This window comes from Gardnerella sp. C0026F2 (assembly GCF_056590715.1).
In genome coordinates, this window is sequence record NZ_JBWPWR010000002.1 from 441,858 (window position 1) to 456,356 (window position 14,499).

The window sequence follows — 14,499 nt, forward strand, 5'->3', positions numbered from 1 at the left end:
GTGGCAGTTTTGCTAATTTTGCAATTTTTGCCATGATAACTCTTATAACATAGCAACGAAACAGCATTCTGCACCACAGATTATCCGCTTACTTGCATCTGCTACGCAAAGGCGCGTCCAAATACTCGGTCGAAATACGTCCAAACACTCGATTAAAGCGCAAGAAAGCACAATAATTTATTCTTGCGCAATGACTATTTCTCTACATGAAGCGGAACATGTACATTAATAATCCACGAACCGTCATCTTCAATAACCTTAAAAGTTCCGCCAACTCGTTCCGCAAGCATCTTATGAAAACGCAGTCCATATCCTAATTGCAAGTTAGCAAGAATACCGCGTTGTGCACTATTTATACACATAATATGACATTCATGGTCATTAAGCATTACATTCATAGCGTATTCTTTAGGCTTTGCAGCATGCTTTTTTACGTTCGCAAGCAGTTCTCTGCAAATATATTCAATTTGAGCACATTCTTCAAAAGGCAAATGGATTGACCGAGAATCTTCAGCAGTTAAATCACTACTCAAATCAATGGAACCAATATAGCCAAGCTTTTCAAATGACTTTTGTTCACAGTCAAATAAAACACGTAAGCCTGTGCAAAAATCTTTATAACATGTAGTCGATTGCATAACATTGCCAGTGCTTGCAGTTGTAGCATTGTCAAGAAGAGAAATAATATTACGTGCTCTATGAACAGTTGTAGTAGCACGTTGAAGAATCTCTCGCGAATTTTCATGCTCTTGGTCATGAGTTGTTTGAGGTTCAATAGATTGTTGAGCCATCATCATAATGCTGGAAAGCTCATTAGTTACTTCATCGTGCATGCGAATTGCTGCAATAGTGGCATATTTTTGAAAAACGTTGTAACGCTGTGCAAATAACTGTTCCTGCTGCTGGTGAATAGTAGAAATATAGTATTTTACGATTGCGCTAGAAATAAGAGTGATAAGAAGCCACCACGCCAGCACATAAGCGTTTTGAAAATCGCAGATAATAAAGAACCATGAAGATACTCCGCAAGAAGAAAGCACTGTGTACCAAGGTTGAGTAATTACAGCAATTGCCAAACAAATCAATATGGTAAGCATCATAGATGAGTAGTTGATATTGGGCGCAATAATTACCAACGGCATCCAAATAAGCACAATGAAAGATGCTTTACGAGGCCAGATTGCAATACATAAGCAGATTACAATCCATACTATTTCAACCGTAATTGCATGCCAATTAGAGTAGTAATGAAGATTATTATAGGAACAAATTTCAAGAATCAAAGTACAACTTATGATTGCACCAATTCCAATTTTCTGCCAGGCATCATGCGGCAAAAAATTAATCATACGCGTTAATAATTTCATAACTACCTACTTTTACACGTTAATTTCTTACACGTTATATGTCATGCGAGTATTTTGCGAGCGCAGCAAGCGCTTGCATACGACTTTTAACTTGAAGTTTTCCATAAATACGCCGTAAGTGCGTGTTGACTGTTGAAACTTTCACATTAAGCTGATCTGCAATCTCTTTCGTAGAAGATCCCTGTTTGCACAAGCGCATAATTTCCGATTCTTGAGGAGACAAAACTGAAGTCTTCGGAAGTTGAGAAATCATATTGAATGATTCTTGCGGAGTGTGAAAATAGTCAATATATTGTGGCAATTCTGGACACCCGTAGCTTGTTGCGCGCGATTGGATAGCTGCAACTACGTCTGATAAATTGTCTTTATGTATTAACGCTTGGCCACCCGACTTAGCAACTTGCAACACGTATTCATCTAACATGTAGGAAGTAATGCCAATTAAAACAATATTGCTATTGCGCTCGCGAATTGCTTTAATTACATCAACACCACTCATTTCTCTCATTGACATATCTACTAAAAGTACGTCAGGAGTATTTTCTGTAACGCAACGATGAATAGCTTGTTTTGCAGAAGAACACATCCATGCACAAACAAAGTTTTCAGGCAAACGACTTTTCAGAAGAAGTTGCATATATCGCAATACAAGCGTGTCATTATCAACAATTGCGTAAGTAGTGTTCATACAATATATGGTATCTTGTTTTGGAATCCGATTATCAAGAGATGTGCGATTGTATTGTTTTTCTCAAATTATCAAGATTGTACACATTAAAGTGCCATACGCTAGCACTTTCCGTTGGCACACTCCATTCTTCGGTTTTGCCATTCGCAGTAAAACGAATTATTTGATTTGTTGGCTTATTTATAACTTCAAAATTAGTGAGTTGATTCCACGCAATACAACGAAGATGCTTATCGTCTAATTTAGCTAGATTACCAGAGCCTAAAATGGCATTCGGATTAACAACAATAAGCTCATCATTAGTGGCAGCAACAATACGCGCATCAACACTTTGCGCTACATAGAATAATTTAGGTAACAAAAATAGTTTGATTAAATCTTTCCACCAAGGGTCGTATTTCATGGTAAATACATATGTCTTACCAACTGAAAGATTATGCGCTTTAAAGTACTTAACAATATCCTCTTCTCGTATACCGCGCAAAGGATTAGTCATAATAAGCACCTCCTCGTGATTCTTGTGTTGTAAATTATCAACATACTAACGTGCAGATTTTATCTACACAAATAGGCGTACTTATTTTTAACGATAGTGCTTTTAGAAAACTTTTACTATTAGCAGTTTGCATGTTCTCAACAATCAACATTTAAGAACATTTCCATTTTGGAACCATTCTTAAATAAAGACATACTTATGGAGTTATCGTGGCAGATTTTGTAAGATTTGCGATTTTTTACACAATAACGCATGATTGCGTTGAGTATATTGCAAAATAATATAATTTAGATTATTATAATTACGATTATAATAATCGCGATTATATTTTAAATAGAGCGTATATTCGGCAGCAATAAGATGCGCTGAAAAATATTGCAATTATTAGCGTAACGGCAGGTGGAATATGGTTTTTGTTGGCAGACAAGACGAGTTACAAGTACTTGAAAAACTGTATGAAAACAGCAAACACTCGTTCCAGATGGCAATAGTTTATGGTCGAAGACGAATAGGAAAAACTTCGCTTATTTCACAATTTTGTAAAAATAAGCGCGCAATACTTTTTACTGCTCGCGAGCAAACTAATATCGAGAATTTGCGTGATTTCTCGCACACTGTATACGACTTCTTCAATCTTCCATCAACTACAGGATCGTTTAATAATTGGAACGACGCTCTTGATTTTATTGCACAACAATCTAACAATGCAGATCAGAATGCTCCTAAATCTCCACTTATTCTAGTTTTCGACGAATTTCCGTACGCAGCTCAAGCAGATAAATCCTTAGCGTCAACATTCCAAGTCGCAATAGATCATAAATTTAAGAATGCGAACATGACTCTTATTTTGTGCGGCAGTAACGAAGGATTCATGGAAAGTGAGGTGCTTGGTAAAAAGAGTCCGCTTTACGGAAGACGTACCGCGCAGATTCGCCTGCAACCATTCAATCTTTTTGAAGCAGCTGAACTTATGCCAAATAATGCTACTTGGGAAGATAAAATCAACTATTTTGCATCCCTTGGAGGAACACCATACTATATTGAACAGTTGAACAATAACTCTTCGTTTGCGGAAAATCTTGAGCAATTATGCTTTAATATTTCGGGAATTTTGTACGCTGAACCAGACATGCTTATGCGCCAAGAATTGCGCGATCCTTCAACATACAATAGCGTACTAAATGCTCTTGCAACGGGCTGCAATACTCCGACTTTAATATCGGATCGCATTGGATTGCCAGCTACATCAGTGAACGTGTATTTGAAAACACTAGAAAGTCTTGGATTAATTGAAAGAAATATTCCATTTGGCATGAATCCACTTCATTGTAAAAAAGGATTATGGCAGATTTGTGACCCATTTTTTGCGTATTGGTATAGGTTTGTAGCACCTAATAAAGGATTAATTGAACGGGGGCTTTCACACGCTGCCGCAAGTAGTGTTCTTAGTGGCAAGCATGAAGCGTTTAGTACTTTTGTAGGTCAACAGTTTGAGAAAATGTGCGAACAATGGATTGTACACCAATGCAAAGTTGGCGGAATGGAATTTTTGCCAACTAAGTTAGGTAAATGGTGGGGTTCTGACCCCATTGCTCATGAACAAACTGATATTGATATTGTTGCAGAAGACGATATTAACAAGCAGCTTCTTATTGCAGAATGTAAGTGGCGTAATAATCTCAACGAAGCTGAAGCAGTAAGCAAGTTGTTGCAGCGCGCAACTTTAGTTGAGAATGCAAAAAATCGTAATTATAAGAAAATATTTATGCTGTTTACAAAGCATCCAACTTCTTACAATCCTCGTCATGCTAAGACAAACATCAACTTCGTCGACGCACAAACAATGTTTTTTAACTGATTGCGCGACAATAGTTACGACCATATCGCGCAGCCATAATCACAAGTTATCGTGGCAAAAATCGCAAAAACTGCCACGATAACTATATGTTCTCATATGCTACGCAAATATATCTTTATTATTTTTAGAAAGTAGAATTAAATTTACAGTTACTAATCGAATATATCAATCCTTCTAAAGTTTAGATTATCTTTTTACAATTAATTGCGTTAGATTATTAGACTTAACTTTTTCAACAATTCCTTTACTGCACAACGATGCAATCGCTCTTTGAATAGTTCTTCTTGTCACCCCAATTTGTTCAGCAATCATACTAGTTGTTGCTTGCGAGTTATTAATCAATATTTTTACAACACGTTTTTCTGTTTCATTGATAGAAAAACCATAATTACCATTAATGTCACTAATTTTTCCCGAGATGCCACTGTTATTAAGATTGTCAATTTTTATTTCAGAAAGAACTTTTTCATTGAAAGGTATTGTGCATCGAATGTAATTGCTGCTTATATCAAAACATTCTTTCCCATATTTATCAACAATAGTAGGAATACCATGCCCAGTATGCTCAGTTAGTCTCATATTCAAGAAGATTCTCATTAAAGTAGCATTTCTTGGTTTACTTATGCCTTCAAAAAACTCTTTTTCTGTCATTCCGTTTGGCAAACCACCATGCGATAATATTTCAAGTCGATTTGAAAATATTGAAATTTGCGGTTCAGTGATTGTCCAATCATTATGAACTATTGCATTTAAAATTGCTTCATTAACACAATCAAAATCAAATAAATATACATCTTTTCTTGGTCTAGTAGTTGTGTCAGATAATGTAATATTTTCAGACTGCAATCTAGTTCTTATTTTCTCATATGTTGTAAGAATACATCCGTAACCATAGTCGCTTGTTTCAGATATGCATGCCTTATTTTCTCCTTTAAATTTAACAAAAATAAAAGGAATATTGTTTCTGTCAGATAATAATTCAGCTAATAAATTATACTCGCCTAAATCATTTCTTAAGTTTAGGTTCGCTTCAAATGATTTATCATCTAAGTGATAATTCTTTTCAGAATAATATATTTTCAGTTCACGAAATGATAAATCTGCAATACTTGATCTTTTCTTAAGCATGTACTCAGTATCTATGAATTTTTTCTCATATCTTATGCCAATTTGCTCAGAAGTCATTCCTTTGCATGTAGTTCCAATTCGAATTGTGCATCCCATAGATGAAAATCCATATTTTTTCTGACAATAAATATATCTATGTCCTTTATTCACGTCTATTGCAATTATTGTTTTATCTTGCTCAAATTTTAGCTGTGCAGTAATTTCATCTTGTGGATTTGGTTCTATTTGATTAGTAATAATATCTGATATTTTTCTAAGCGTTTCGTCAATTTGTGTTACGCCGACAACAGTTCCATCATCCCTAATACCAATGAAAATTGTTCCACCATTGCTATTAAGAAAAGACACTATCTCTTTTACAAGAGTATCAGTATATTTTTCTTTTAGTTCCAAGGTTTCTGATTCTATATATTTACCCGTCATAGTTATCTCCCTTGATATTATTTTATTATTTTGGCGACAAAGTGACAATTTTGGCGACATAAAAATGTCGCCTTATTGTTATGAGATTATCATAAACGTTGATTTCTCGCCATTTATTATGTAACTCTATTATTTACATTGGCGACAAGACGACAATTTTGGCGACATAAAAATGTCGCTTTGCATCATATCTCTCATGTTCATTCTTGACAAACTCATACAACAACTTTAATATTTTTAATAAAAGTTTAATTTAATTAAAGTTTATAGTCTGAAGAAAGGGGTGATATGGATCATATTCCAAAATGGATGGCTAATCTCACAGACGAAGATATGTCGTTTATAAAGAACTTTGTATTATCGTCTGGATCGTTAAAAGAAATGTCGCAAATGTATCAAGTCTCTTACCCAACGATGAGAATCAGGCTTAACAGGCTTATTGAAAAACTGCGCATAAGTGACAATGAACCAGAAGACCCGTTCGTTCTTTTAGTAAAGAGTCTTGCTATTGACGATAAATACGATGTTGACACAGCTCGAACACTCATAAACGAATATAGAAAAAGAAAGGATGAATCATGAGCTATGCATTATTTGGTCTGATAATCGACATTCTTATTGCACTTGCCATATGCGCTTTAGTGTTCTTTATTGCAAGAAGTCTTATTCGATATGCGCATTCTCTTAAGAAGGACGATAAGTCATCTAAGCAGTCTGCAGAAGATAAAAGAATTGCGTTACAGGACTTATAAAACACAAAAACCGAGTTATCGTGGCAGTTTTTGCTAGATTTGTGATTTTGCCACGATAACTTGCGATTTGAGTGATGTTAGTTTAGCGGAATAACAACATTGACCAGCCAAGTGTCATCATCTTTTTGCGCGTTTAAAGATCCACCTAAACGTTCCACAGATTTTTTGTGGAATAGTAGTCCTTTGCCAAAAACAAGTCTTCCACCAAACTTATTCGACAACGAATTCATGCACATTATTTTGCATTCACGCTCATCAACAGTAACGTTCATAGAAAAATCAACGCTAGTACTGCAATGCTTACGAATATTAGTAAGCAGCTCGCTGCACATGCGAATAGCACATTGAGCTTTTTCGCCATTAACGATTGCAGATACAGCAAAATCGTTACTTTCCGAACTTTCATCATTTACTGTTATAGAGCCATAATACCCAAGCTGCTCGCAAATTTTACGCTCAGATTGCAATCGTGCGCGAATATTGCATAGAAAATCAGCCAAAGTCATGCAATTATTACCATTAGAACCATAAATAAACTGCGTGCTAGCAATATTTGAACCTAAAGAATCATCATACTTTTGTTCAGCTTGCTCAAGCAGGCTGATAACAAGTCTCGCTTTGGAAAGTGCATTACGCGAATGCTCAACAATCTGCTCTAGCGACTCTTTTGTATGATCACTTTTCTCGGCATATAAAGCATCAGTCGCAAGCAATGTAATATCCGTAATCTCATTGTTCACATCGTCGTGCAATTGCAATGCAACAGACGCAATATAAGACTGGAATTCGCTGCGCACAATATCCATTTTTGCGCGACTATTTTCCTCCAACATGTTCAAATATTTGCGCAAAGCGTAACCGCAAATCATGGAAATAAGAATAAAACAAGGGAAAGTAAGCGGAATGTACTCCATTTTTGCAAAATACATAATATTCAGCGAAACTATGTATGCACAAAGCAAATACTTCCACGAATCGTAAAAGCCTGCAACAAACATGCTAGCAATCAATGAAAAAAGAAAGCAAGTTGCATTTACGCCTGGCATTGCTAGCGTTAAACAATACAAAATCGGAGTTACGAGTGATATTTGACGCGGAAAAGCAATCAAAAGAAATATTGTGAACATCCAAACGTATTGGCACGCAGATTGTAATGGATTGTGCCACAGACCAGCCGTATTGCAAGATTGCACGTCCATTGATACTACAAGAATCGCCAATATTATGAATAAAGTTCGCTGGATTTTCCAGCTTTTAACCAACTCAATAACGCGCGAAAATGTGTTCATTAACATGCGTTATCCGTTTCTTGCAAAAAATTCGGATGATTCTGCGGCGAATTATAAGCATACGACAGATTGCCATCTTGCTCACGATTTTTCATTGCAGCAAACGCGGATATTGCTTGCACTCGGTTAGAAACATGCAATTTTTTGTAAATCCTATGAATATGCGTGTTAATAGTGTTTGGCATAAGACCAAGTTGAGCCGCAATCTGATTCGTTGTGTAACCTTTAGAGAGCAGCTCCATAATTTTTAGTTCTTGAGGCGGCAAAACGCTGCGCGACCTTGATTTAGAAAGCCTAATAAAAGATTCTTGCGGAGTAGCAAAATCGTAAGCAACGTCTTTAACGCAACGGCAGCCATACACGTGCTGATTATCGCAATATTGCAAAGCTTCTGCTAGCCCTTTGAAATTGTCTTTAGCAACCATTGCTTGCCCGCCAACTTGCGAAACCATCGAAGCGTAGGATCTACAATCGTAAGAAGTCATGCCAATTAAAATAATGCTGTTGTTTTTCTCGCGAATTGCGCGTATTACGTCTACTCCAGACATGTCTTTCATTGACATATCTATCAGAATATAATCTGGAGTACTTTTTGCTACTTGGCAATATTTCAAAGCTTGCACGCCTGATTTTACGCACCATTTGCACGCGTACTCGCTTGGCAAAAGCTTGCTGAGCACGTTTCGCATAACCGCTAAAACTAATGGGTCGTTATCTACTATTGCATACGTTTTTTGCATAATGGCTTTCTTGCAATCTTATGCTACTTTTCTTATATTCTACTTTATAAGCATGCGCAAAGTAGAGCAAATCGTGTAGTAATAAATGATTACAAGTAATGCATGTAAATCAAATGTGATTATAATAAGTAACAATATGTGACTTTTGGTTGCGTTGAAAATTCATTTTCAATAATGATTGCAGCAGGATTATATGACAAAACGACTAGTAGTATTGCACTCCGCAGAAGTAGCTGCGATGGCGTTTGCCTCAGCAGCTGCTTTTATGCGTAGCTTTGACTTGTTCGCTTTGTGGCTTGTTCTAGGACTTCTTTCTGTTGCAATGTATTCTTGTGCATATTTTTTCTTGCTCAAAAGCGTTATTAAAGAAAAAAATGCGTATATAGAAAATAATATATCTAAGCTTAGCGGCGCGGGCGCTAACAGCATAAGTAGTGACGTTGAGAATACAGAGAACAACAAAGATTACATAATTACTCTTGAGCGAGAGCGCAAAAAAGTCGAATCACAAAATAAGCAAATACTCAACAATTACTCAAATAATTTAATAAATATTATTTCATGCTTTATTTGTGGGCTTATTCACGTTCCTTGGATTTATTACTACGGAATTGCAAACGGCGTTTTAACATTGGTGATTCTGTGGCGAGTAATAAAGCGCCCACAAGGCCACCCTATTGACGAAAGCGATTTTTAAAGATTTAAGACTTTAAGGATTTAAGCTTATTGCTGATCTTCCATTGAAAGATTTAATCCTTTTGCAGCATTGCGAAAATATTCTATGTGATCACCATAACCGTCTGCAATAATAGCATCCTCTTTTACAACAAAAGAGCCATTTTCTAGCACAATATATTTTGTAAAGAATTCTTCTAATTGCTTAGCTAATTCATCAATTTCATCTTGTGAAAGCTCTTCGCTACTATTTTCCGCAAGTTTATCTTCCTGATTTTGAATTTGATTAATGCTATTTTCACTAGCGTTTCCTATTTTGTTTACGTTATCTTCTGGCAGCCAAGAGTTTATACCAAAATCACTGCTTACACTACCCATATTTGCGCTGTTCATGTTTGTATCTCCTTGTATTTGTAACGTATTTGCGCAACACATTTGTGCGTTGCTTTAAGTCTAATTACAAAGATTTTCCGCGCAATCTTGAGTACTGAGTTTTGAGTACATCATATTGTTGCAAAGAATTGCAATATTTATACTAGAAATACAAAATACATACGAACGAGAAGCAATGTACGCGAATTAGCTACAATGCTCACAAACAAAACAGCAAATTGGAAGGGAAACAACTCATGAGCAAGGATTCTATAAAACTTATTAAAAAAACGCTTATTTGGATTCTTAAGTGGGCAATATTTACAGCAGTCGAATTCCTTCTTTTGTACGTTGCGATTATTTCTTATGATCATGATTTTGCACAGTTCATGAGCGAATACAGAGATGCTATTATTCCATTTATGGCAGCAGTCGGAGCCATGGCAGCAGCAATGATTCGCGACGAAGGCACTATTCTTGAAGTCAAGGAGTAAGGTGATTCAAGATTATTTTGCGGATTGAATTGAGGCCTCTTGGCGAGCAACGTCAAGCGCTTTGTTGAAGGCGTCGCTAGTCCAACTTGCTCCAGCAACAACCGAAATATGCAAATCCTTCAACGGCTTTCCAACGATTTTGCCGGGTATAGCCTTTGAGAATGCATCCATATGACCTCTTGAAATCGGCGTAAATGGATGAGGCGTCATTTGCACATCGCTAACATTTCCATTTGCAACGCTTAAGCGCACATCAAAACTGTCTTCTGCAACAGGACCATACGTGGCTTTGACTTTATAGTCACCATCTTTGTAATTGCCAGTATCAGTTTTAGGCTGGTTTTTAGAATCCCCAGAATCTTCACTTTGCGCAGAAGACTTAGATTGCTGAGCACCAGCATCGTACTTTCCAGAAGGATTACCACCATCATCCGCGCTTTGACCAGAGTTTCCTGCAAACTCATCGTTCATCGGCACAGCACTCGGATCACCGCAAGCAGACAACATAGCAGACGATGCAGCTATAATTGCAAGCGCAGCAACGGTTTTTGCAACTTTTTTGGATTTCAAATCATCGCGTGAAACATCGTGAAACATATTATCTGAAACCATAAAATCATCGCCTTTAAATCTTGTATATTTTAAAACCCGCGCAACTAATCATCTAAATTCGCTAATTTAGGAGACTTAGTAGGCTCATGGTCTTGCAAAGCTTCCACAACACTTTCATCAACGTGAGCACTTGTAAACGCAGGCTTGCCGCCAATCGCCTCATACGCTTTGCGCGCATCCTCATTATTCCAGCGCTCACCAACTAGCACACCGTGATTAAGCATAATTTCTCGATCCGCACACTGAGCAACCAAAGAATCGTGCGTTACAACAATAATCGTCGTTCCTTGATTGTGCAGCTGCTTAAACAAATCGAGTACAATCTGCTCATTTTTTTCATCCAAATTACCAGTCGGCTCATCCGCAAGAAGCAACTTAGGGCAGTTTATAAGCGCACGCGCAACGCAAACACGCTGCTGCTCACCACCAGAAAGCTGGCTTGGCAAATGGTGAGCGCGATCCTTCAAACCTACGCGATCCAAAGCATCCATTGCTTGAGCTTCGTCAACAACCGAATGATAGTATTGCGCAACCATCACGTTTTCAACTGCCGTTAAATGCGGCACAAGATAAAACTTTTGAAAAACTAAACCGATTACGTTTTTACGAACGTCAGCAAGCTGACCGGCATTCAAATCCTCAAGTTTGCGTCCTTGCAAAGATACGGAACCCTTGGATGGCGAATCCATGCAGCCAATAATGTTCATAAGCGTGGTTTTGCCAGAACCACTCGAGCCAACGATTGAAAGCCACTCACCTTCTGGCACAGTAAGCGACAAATCGTCAACCGCGCGAAGAGAGCCGTAAATCTTGGAAATATGATCCAAAGTCAAAAGCATTTTTGACGTAGCTTTTGTGTTCTCCGGCTTAGTTTCTTTATTCTCTGTCATATTAAATCCTTAACTCAAATCCTTAACTAATCACTCTAAAATCACTCTAAAAGCTATTCTTCCCGAAGCACAATCGCAGGGTCAATTTTCGAAGCGCGCAAAACAGGCGGCAACGCAGCAACACAAGACGCAGCAACGCTAAATACAATAGAGAATACGACTAGCCACCAATTCACGCCCAAATCTCTAGCAAACACCATTGCAGCAAGCAAGCGCGCAAACACATACCCCACTGCAGTACCAGCAATGCCACCAACGAAACCGTATAATCCAGCTTCCGCAGTAAATTCCACGCCAATACTACGGGCACTAGCACCCAAAGCTTTGCGCAAACCGATTTCATTTCGACGCTGTTGCACAATCGAAGAAATAGTAGTGCTCACACCAACCATCATCAGCACTAGAACAACTAGCGACACAATGCAGAACAGGCTGCGAAGCATTGTAATAATACCAGTATCTGCAGCAGTAACTTTAGTAACTTGCTGAGCGCGCACACGCATAGAAGTCATGTCGTTAATACTTCTAACAACCGCATCTACGCTAGGCGCAGAAGACGAGTAAGCAATAACGTCTGCTCCGCGCTTAACTCCCGTAAGAGTATTCACATCCGCATTAAGAGCGTAAAGCATAGAATCTTCAGCACCACCTGTATCCAAAATGCCGCAAACGCGGAAAGTTGTGCCGTGAGTATCCATAATATCCGTTGAAACTCTGCCTTCAACAAGCTTTTGTTGAGATGAATTTTGCGCAGACTCTTCTGAAGAATTTGCAACGGAATTTTGCGCTGGTTTATTTGCAGATTTATCTGCAGACTTATTTGCAGCCTTATTTTCAGACTTCTCTGCTGGCTTATGCGAGCCGGCAGCATTATCTGAAGATCTATACGCAATCGCAATTCGAGAGCCTATTTTTAAGCCCATTGCGAGAGCTACATCTCGCCCAACCATAACATTTCCACTGCTAGGCCAAGAGCCGTCTACATTCCAATGCTTATTAAGCGACTTTACTGAACGAACGTCTATTCCTGCTAAAACATACGGAGCTGCGTTAATACGCACATTTTCATAACGATACGTAGCAGATCGCATAGCACCTTTTGCAAGAACCATATCGTTTGTGTGCAAAACCATTGCGCGATCAATACCGTTTTTCCACTCGCCCTCAATTGGAGTTACGATAATATTTGCTCCATACGCACGCATTTCGTCGCTCATCTGCTGAGGTACAACCAAGCAGATTGCAGCTAAACAAAACAGCGTGGCAGCGCCAACAAGCGTTGCAATAACAGCCATCAAAGCACGCGATTTTCTACGAAATACCGCGCTAAATAGCATGGTAATAAACATAGAATTGTTGGAAGTCATATAAGATTTACCTGCCATGAAGCACCTCCGCAGGACGCACACTCAAAATCGAACGAATCGACGAGCCTGCAGCCGCAAGCACAGTCAACGCAAGCAGCACGAACACCAGAACAAATACCATTGGTCGGAACAAAATCGCAGAGCCGAACACTGTGAAACCAATAATCTGCGCAACAGCAAATCCTAAAGCCATGCCAAGTAACGCTCCACCAAACGCAATAACCGCAGTTTCCATAAGCATAAGACGAGCAACAGCACCATCACGCGCACCTAAAGCCTTAAGCAATGCAAGCTCGCCCGAACGCTCAGAAATTGAAGCAGCCATAAGATTCGCCACAGCAACAGCCGCAGCAATTAAACTTAACGCAGTCATCAAAACCATAACGGCGCGCGTCTTATTTAATACGTTACCCTGAAGAGCTGCAACTTGACGAACCTGCTTTGCAACAGCTCCAGGAATTACCTCCTCAATTTGGTAAGTAATCGAACTCGGGTAAGCCGTGCAATACCAAGTTTCCCACTCTTCCTGACTGAGCGCTGCCGGATTTTTAGCAGCCTTTCGCGCTAAATCATTTTCAGGAGTAGTAAGCGCCTTTACTTCAATCGAATCAACCTTATTCGGTTTATTTGCAAGGCTTTGAGCATCACTAGAACTTGCGTAGATTGCGTTATTATCGTCGTCGCCAGAATCGTATACGCCAGCCAAGCGCAGCGAAACCTCGCGCCCGTCACGAATCAAACGCAAATGCTGACCAATTTTTAACTGCAAACGCTCAGCTAGCTGCGCACCTACCATTGCTTCAGATTTATTATCCTTTGCCCAACGACCTGCATTAATCTTCCACCAAGAACGCAAACCTCTAACACCAACAACTGTTGTCTCCCCGGAAGCGAGCGCAAGTTTACGATTAAACCAAGTTCCAATAATAGGCACTACCAAATCGCCAGAAGATTTCACTTCAAGATTTGCGTGAACTTTTATTTTCGGCGCAAAATTAGTGATATTAAACGCCCAGAAAATCATTTTTATTTTTGCAGCGTCTGATTCCTTCAAAAAAGCAGTAGACTCGTGGCTTTCCGCAGCCTTTAAACTCCCAGAACTATTAGTATCAATCTGCTCGCGAGAAGCATACAAATCATTTACAACAGCGCTTGATTTTGGCTGAACCACAATATTTGAACCGTACGAGCTGAGCTCTGCGTTAATCTTGTCTCCAACGTCGTACACAACGCTAAGCATTGACACGCTAACGCACGCGCTTAAGCACACTACGAGCGCAATTAACACACGCTTCTTCAATTGCCGCACAAGAGATCGAGCAACCATGCGCATCATAAACATAGCAAC

16 protein-coding genes are annotated in these 14,499 nt (G+C 38.7%); 5 read left to right on the plus strand and 11 right to left on the minus strand.

What is annotated here, in order from left to right; translation table 11 throughout:
• Nucleotides 1-194: 194 nt before the first annotated feature.
• Genes AC1EK3_RS04430 through AC1EK3_RS04440 form a run of 3 tightly spaced genes read right to left on the minus strand, consistent with a single transcriptional unit; the run spans nt 195 to nt 2,551 of the window.
• Nucleotides 195-1,367: a sensor histidine kinase gene (locus tag AC1EK3_RS04430; protein ID WP_480033124.1), complete on the minus strand. Its 1,173-nt coding sequence runs from the start codon at nt 1,365-1,367 to the stop codon at nt 195-197.
• 34 nt (nt 1,368-1,401) lie between these two features.
• Entirely contained in the window at nt 1,402-2,055 is a 654-nt protein-coding gene (locus AC1EK3_RS04435) for a response regulator transcription factor (RefSeq protein WP_410312083.1), read from the minus strand.
• 34 nt (nt 2,056-2,089) lie between these two features.
• Entirely contained in the window at nt 2,090-2,551 is a 462-nt protein-coding gene (locus AC1EK3_RS04440; protein ID WP_480033123.1) for a hypothetical protein, read from the minus strand.
• Between the two features lie 406 nt (nt 2,552-2,957).
• On the opposite strand from AC1EK3_RS04440, the gene AC1EK3_RS04445 reads away from it, so the two are divergent.
• A complete protein-coding gene (locus tag AC1EK3_RS04445; protein ID WP_480033122.1) occupies nt 2,958-4,409 on the plus strand; it encodes an ATP-binding protein in 1,452 nt (483 codons plus the stop codon).
• 186 nt (nt 4,410-4,595) lie between these two features.
• On the opposite strand, the gene AC1EK3_RS04450 is transcribed toward AC1EK3_RS04445, so the two are convergent.
• Nucleotides 4,596-5,960 (minus strand): RNA-binding domain-containing protein, encoded by a 1,365-nt coding sequence (locus AC1EK3_RS04450; protein ID WP_480033121.1) that lies wholly within the window; start codon nt 5,958-5,960, stop codon nt 4,596-4,598.
• Nucleotides 5,961-6,248: 288 nt separating this feature from the next.
• Here AC1EK3_RS04450 and AC1EK3_RS04455 point away from each other — a divergent pair, with 288 nt between their 5' ends.
• Nucleotides 6,249-6,542, plus strand: coding sequence for a DUF2089 family protein (locus AC1EK3_RS04455; protein WP_004110367.1), 294 nt, complete (start codon nt 6,249-6,251; stop codon nt 6,540-6,542).
• Entirely contained in the window at nt 6,539-6,712 is a 174-nt protein-coding gene (locus AC1EK3_RS04460; RefSeq protein WP_480033120.1) for a hypothetical protein, read from the plus strand. The genes AC1EK3_RS04455 and AC1EK3_RS04460 overlap by 4 nt, the downstream gene beginning before the upstream one ends.
• Before the next feature lie 77 nt (nt 6,713-6,789).
• Here AC1EK3_RS04460 and AC1EK3_RS04465 read toward each other — a convergent pair whose 3' ends face one another.
• Both AC1EK3_RS04465 and AC1EK3_RS04470 read right to left on the minus strand, forming a co-directional pair.
• The gene (locus AC1EK3_RS04465) at nt 6,790-8,007 is read right to left on the minus strand and encodes a histidine kinase (protein ID WP_480033119.1); all 1,218 of its coding nucleotides are present in this window, start codon (nt 8,005-8,007) and stop codon (nt 6,790-6,792) included.
• Nucleotides 8,001-8,741, minus strand: a complete 741-nt coding sequence (locus AC1EK3_RS04470; protein ID WP_480033118.1) for a LuxR C-terminal-related transcriptional regulator — start codon at nt 8,739-8,741, stop codon at nt 8,001-8,003. The genes AC1EK3_RS04465 and AC1EK3_RS04470 overlap by 7 nt, the downstream gene beginning before the upstream one ends.
• A 193-nt stretch (nt 8,742-8,934) precedes the next feature.
• Here AC1EK3_RS04470 and AC1EK3_RS04475 point away from each other — a divergent pair, with 193 nt between their 5' ends.
• Nucleotides 8,935-9,438, plus strand: a complete 504-nt coding sequence (locus AC1EK3_RS04475) for a hypothetical protein (RefSeq protein WP_480033117.1) — start codon at nt 8,935-8,937, stop codon at nt 9,436-9,438.
• A gap of 26 nt (nt 9,439-9,464) precedes the next feature.
• Here the strand turns inward: AC1EK3_RS04475 and AC1EK3_RS04480 are convergent, their stop codons facing one another.
• Nucleotides 9,465-9,809 (minus strand): hypothetical protein, encoded by a 345-nt coding sequence (locus AC1EK3_RS04480; RefSeq protein WP_480033116.1) that lies wholly within the window; start codon nt 9,807-9,809, stop codon nt 9,465-9,467.
• A 236-nt stretch (nt 9,810-10,045) separates the two neighbouring features.
• Here AC1EK3_RS04480 and AC1EK3_RS04485 point away from each other — a divergent pair, with 236 nt between their 5' ends.
• On the plus strand, nt 10,046-10,282 hold the full coding sequence (locus AC1EK3_RS04485) for a hypothetical protein (RefSeq protein WP_480033115.1): 237 nt from the start codon (nt 10,046-10,048) through the stop codon (nt 10,280-10,282).
• Nucleotides 10,283-10,294: 12 nt separating this feature from the next.
• On the opposite strand, the gene AC1EK3_RS04490 is transcribed toward AC1EK3_RS04485, so the two are convergent.
• The 4 genes from AC1EK3_RS04490 to AC1EK3_RS04505 are packed head-to-tail and all read right to left on the minus strand — an operon-like array spanning nt 10,295 to nt 14,493.
• Nucleotides 10,295-10,894 (minus strand): FMN-binding protein, encoded by a 600-nt coding sequence (locus AC1EK3_RS04490; RefSeq protein WP_480033114.1) that lies wholly within the window; start codon nt 10,892-10,894, stop codon nt 10,295-10,297.
• Between the two features lie 44 nt (nt 10,895-10,938).
• Nucleotides 10,939-11,784, minus strand: coding sequence for an ABC transporter ATP-binding protein (locus AC1EK3_RS04495; protein ID WP_391496188.1), 846 nt, complete (start codon nt 11,782-11,784; stop codon nt 10,939-10,941).
• A gap of 53 nt (nt 11,785-11,837) precedes the next feature.
• A complete protein-coding gene (locus AC1EK3_RS04500; protein ID WP_421790345.1) occupies nt 11,838-13,169 on the minus strand; it encodes an ABC transporter permease in 1,332 nt (443 codons plus the stop codon).
• A complete protein-coding gene (locus tag AC1EK3_RS04505) occupies nt 13,159-14,493 on the minus strand; it encodes an ABC transporter permease (RefSeq protein ID WP_480033113.1) in 1,335 nt (444 codons plus the stop codon). Before AC1EK3_RS04505 ends, AC1EK3_RS04500 begins: the two co-directional genes overlap by 11 nt.
• Nucleotides 14,494-14,499: the final 6 nt, after the last annotated feature.

What these genes read in the sequence shown, in the direction of transcription:
- AC1EK3_RS04495 (WP_391496188.1), bottom strand. Translation starts at nt 11,784, where the DNA reads ATGACAGAGAATAAAGAAACTAAGCCGGAGAACACAAAAGCTACGTCA.
- AC1EK3_RS04435 (WP_410312083.1), bottom strand. Translation starts at nt 2,055, where the DNA reads ATGAACACTACTTACGCAATTGTTGATAATGACACGCTTGTATTGCGA.
- AC1EK3_RS04500 (WP_421790345.1), bottom strand. Translation starts at nt 13,169, where the DNA reads ATGGCAGGTAAATCTTATATGACTTCCAACAATTCTATGTTTATTACC.
- AC1EK3_RS04480 (WP_480033116.1), bottom strand. Translation starts at nt 9,809, where the DNA reads ATGAACAGCGCAAATATGGGTAGTGTAAGCAGTGATTTTGGTATAAAC.
- AC1EK3_RS04475 (WP_480033117.1), top strand. Translation starts at nt 8,935, where the DNA reads ATGACAAAACGACTAGTAGTATTGCACTCCGCAGAAGTAGCTGCGATG.
- AC1EK3_RS04470 (WP_480033118.1), bottom strand. Translation starts at nt 8,741, where the DNA reads ATGCAAAAAACGTATGCAATAGTAGATAACGACCCATTAGTTTTAGCG.
- AC1EK3_RS04450 (WP_480033121.1), bottom strand. Translation starts at nt 5,960, where the DNA reads ATGACGGGTAAATATATAGAATCAGAAACCTTGGAACTAAAAGAAAAA.
- AC1EK3_RS04440 (WP_480033123.1), bottom strand. Translation starts at nt 2,551, where the DNA reads ATGACTAATCCTTTGCGCGGTATACGAGAAGAGGATATTGTTAAGTAC.
- AC1EK3_RS04490 (WP_480033114.1), bottom strand. Translation starts at nt 10,894, where the DNA reads ATGGTTTCAGATAATATGTTTCACGATGTTTCACGCGATGATTTGAAA.
- AC1EK3_RS04485 (WP_480033115.1), top strand. Translation starts at nt 10,046, where the DNA reads ATGAGCAAGGATTCTATAAAACTTATTAAAAAAACGCTTATTTGGATT.
- AC1EK3_RS04455 (WP_004110367.1), top strand. Translation starts at nt 6,249, where the DNA reads ATGGATCATATTCCAAAATGGATGGCTAATCTCACAGACGAAGATATG.
- AC1EK3_RS04505 (WP_480033113.1), bottom strand. Translation starts at nt 14,493, where the DNA reads ATGTTTATGATGCGCATGGTTGCTCGATCTCTTGTGCGGCAATTGAAG.
- AC1EK3_RS04445 (WP_480033122.1), top strand. Translation starts at nt 2,958, where the DNA reads ATGGTTTTTGTTGGCAGACAAGACGAGTTACAAGTACTTGAAAAACTG.
- AC1EK3_RS04465 (WP_480033119.1), bottom strand. Translation starts at nt 8,007, where the DNA reads ATGTTAATGAACACATTTTCGCGCGTTATTGAGTTGGTTAAAAGCTGG.
- AC1EK3_RS04430 (WP_480033124.1), bottom strand. Translation starts at nt 1,367, where the DNA reads ATGAAATTATTAACGCGTATGATTAATTTTTTGCCGCATGATGCCTGG.
- AC1EK3_RS04460 (WP_480033120.1), top strand. Translation starts at nt 6,539, where the DNA reads ATGAGCTATGCATTATTTGGTCTGATAATCGACATTCTTATTGCACTT.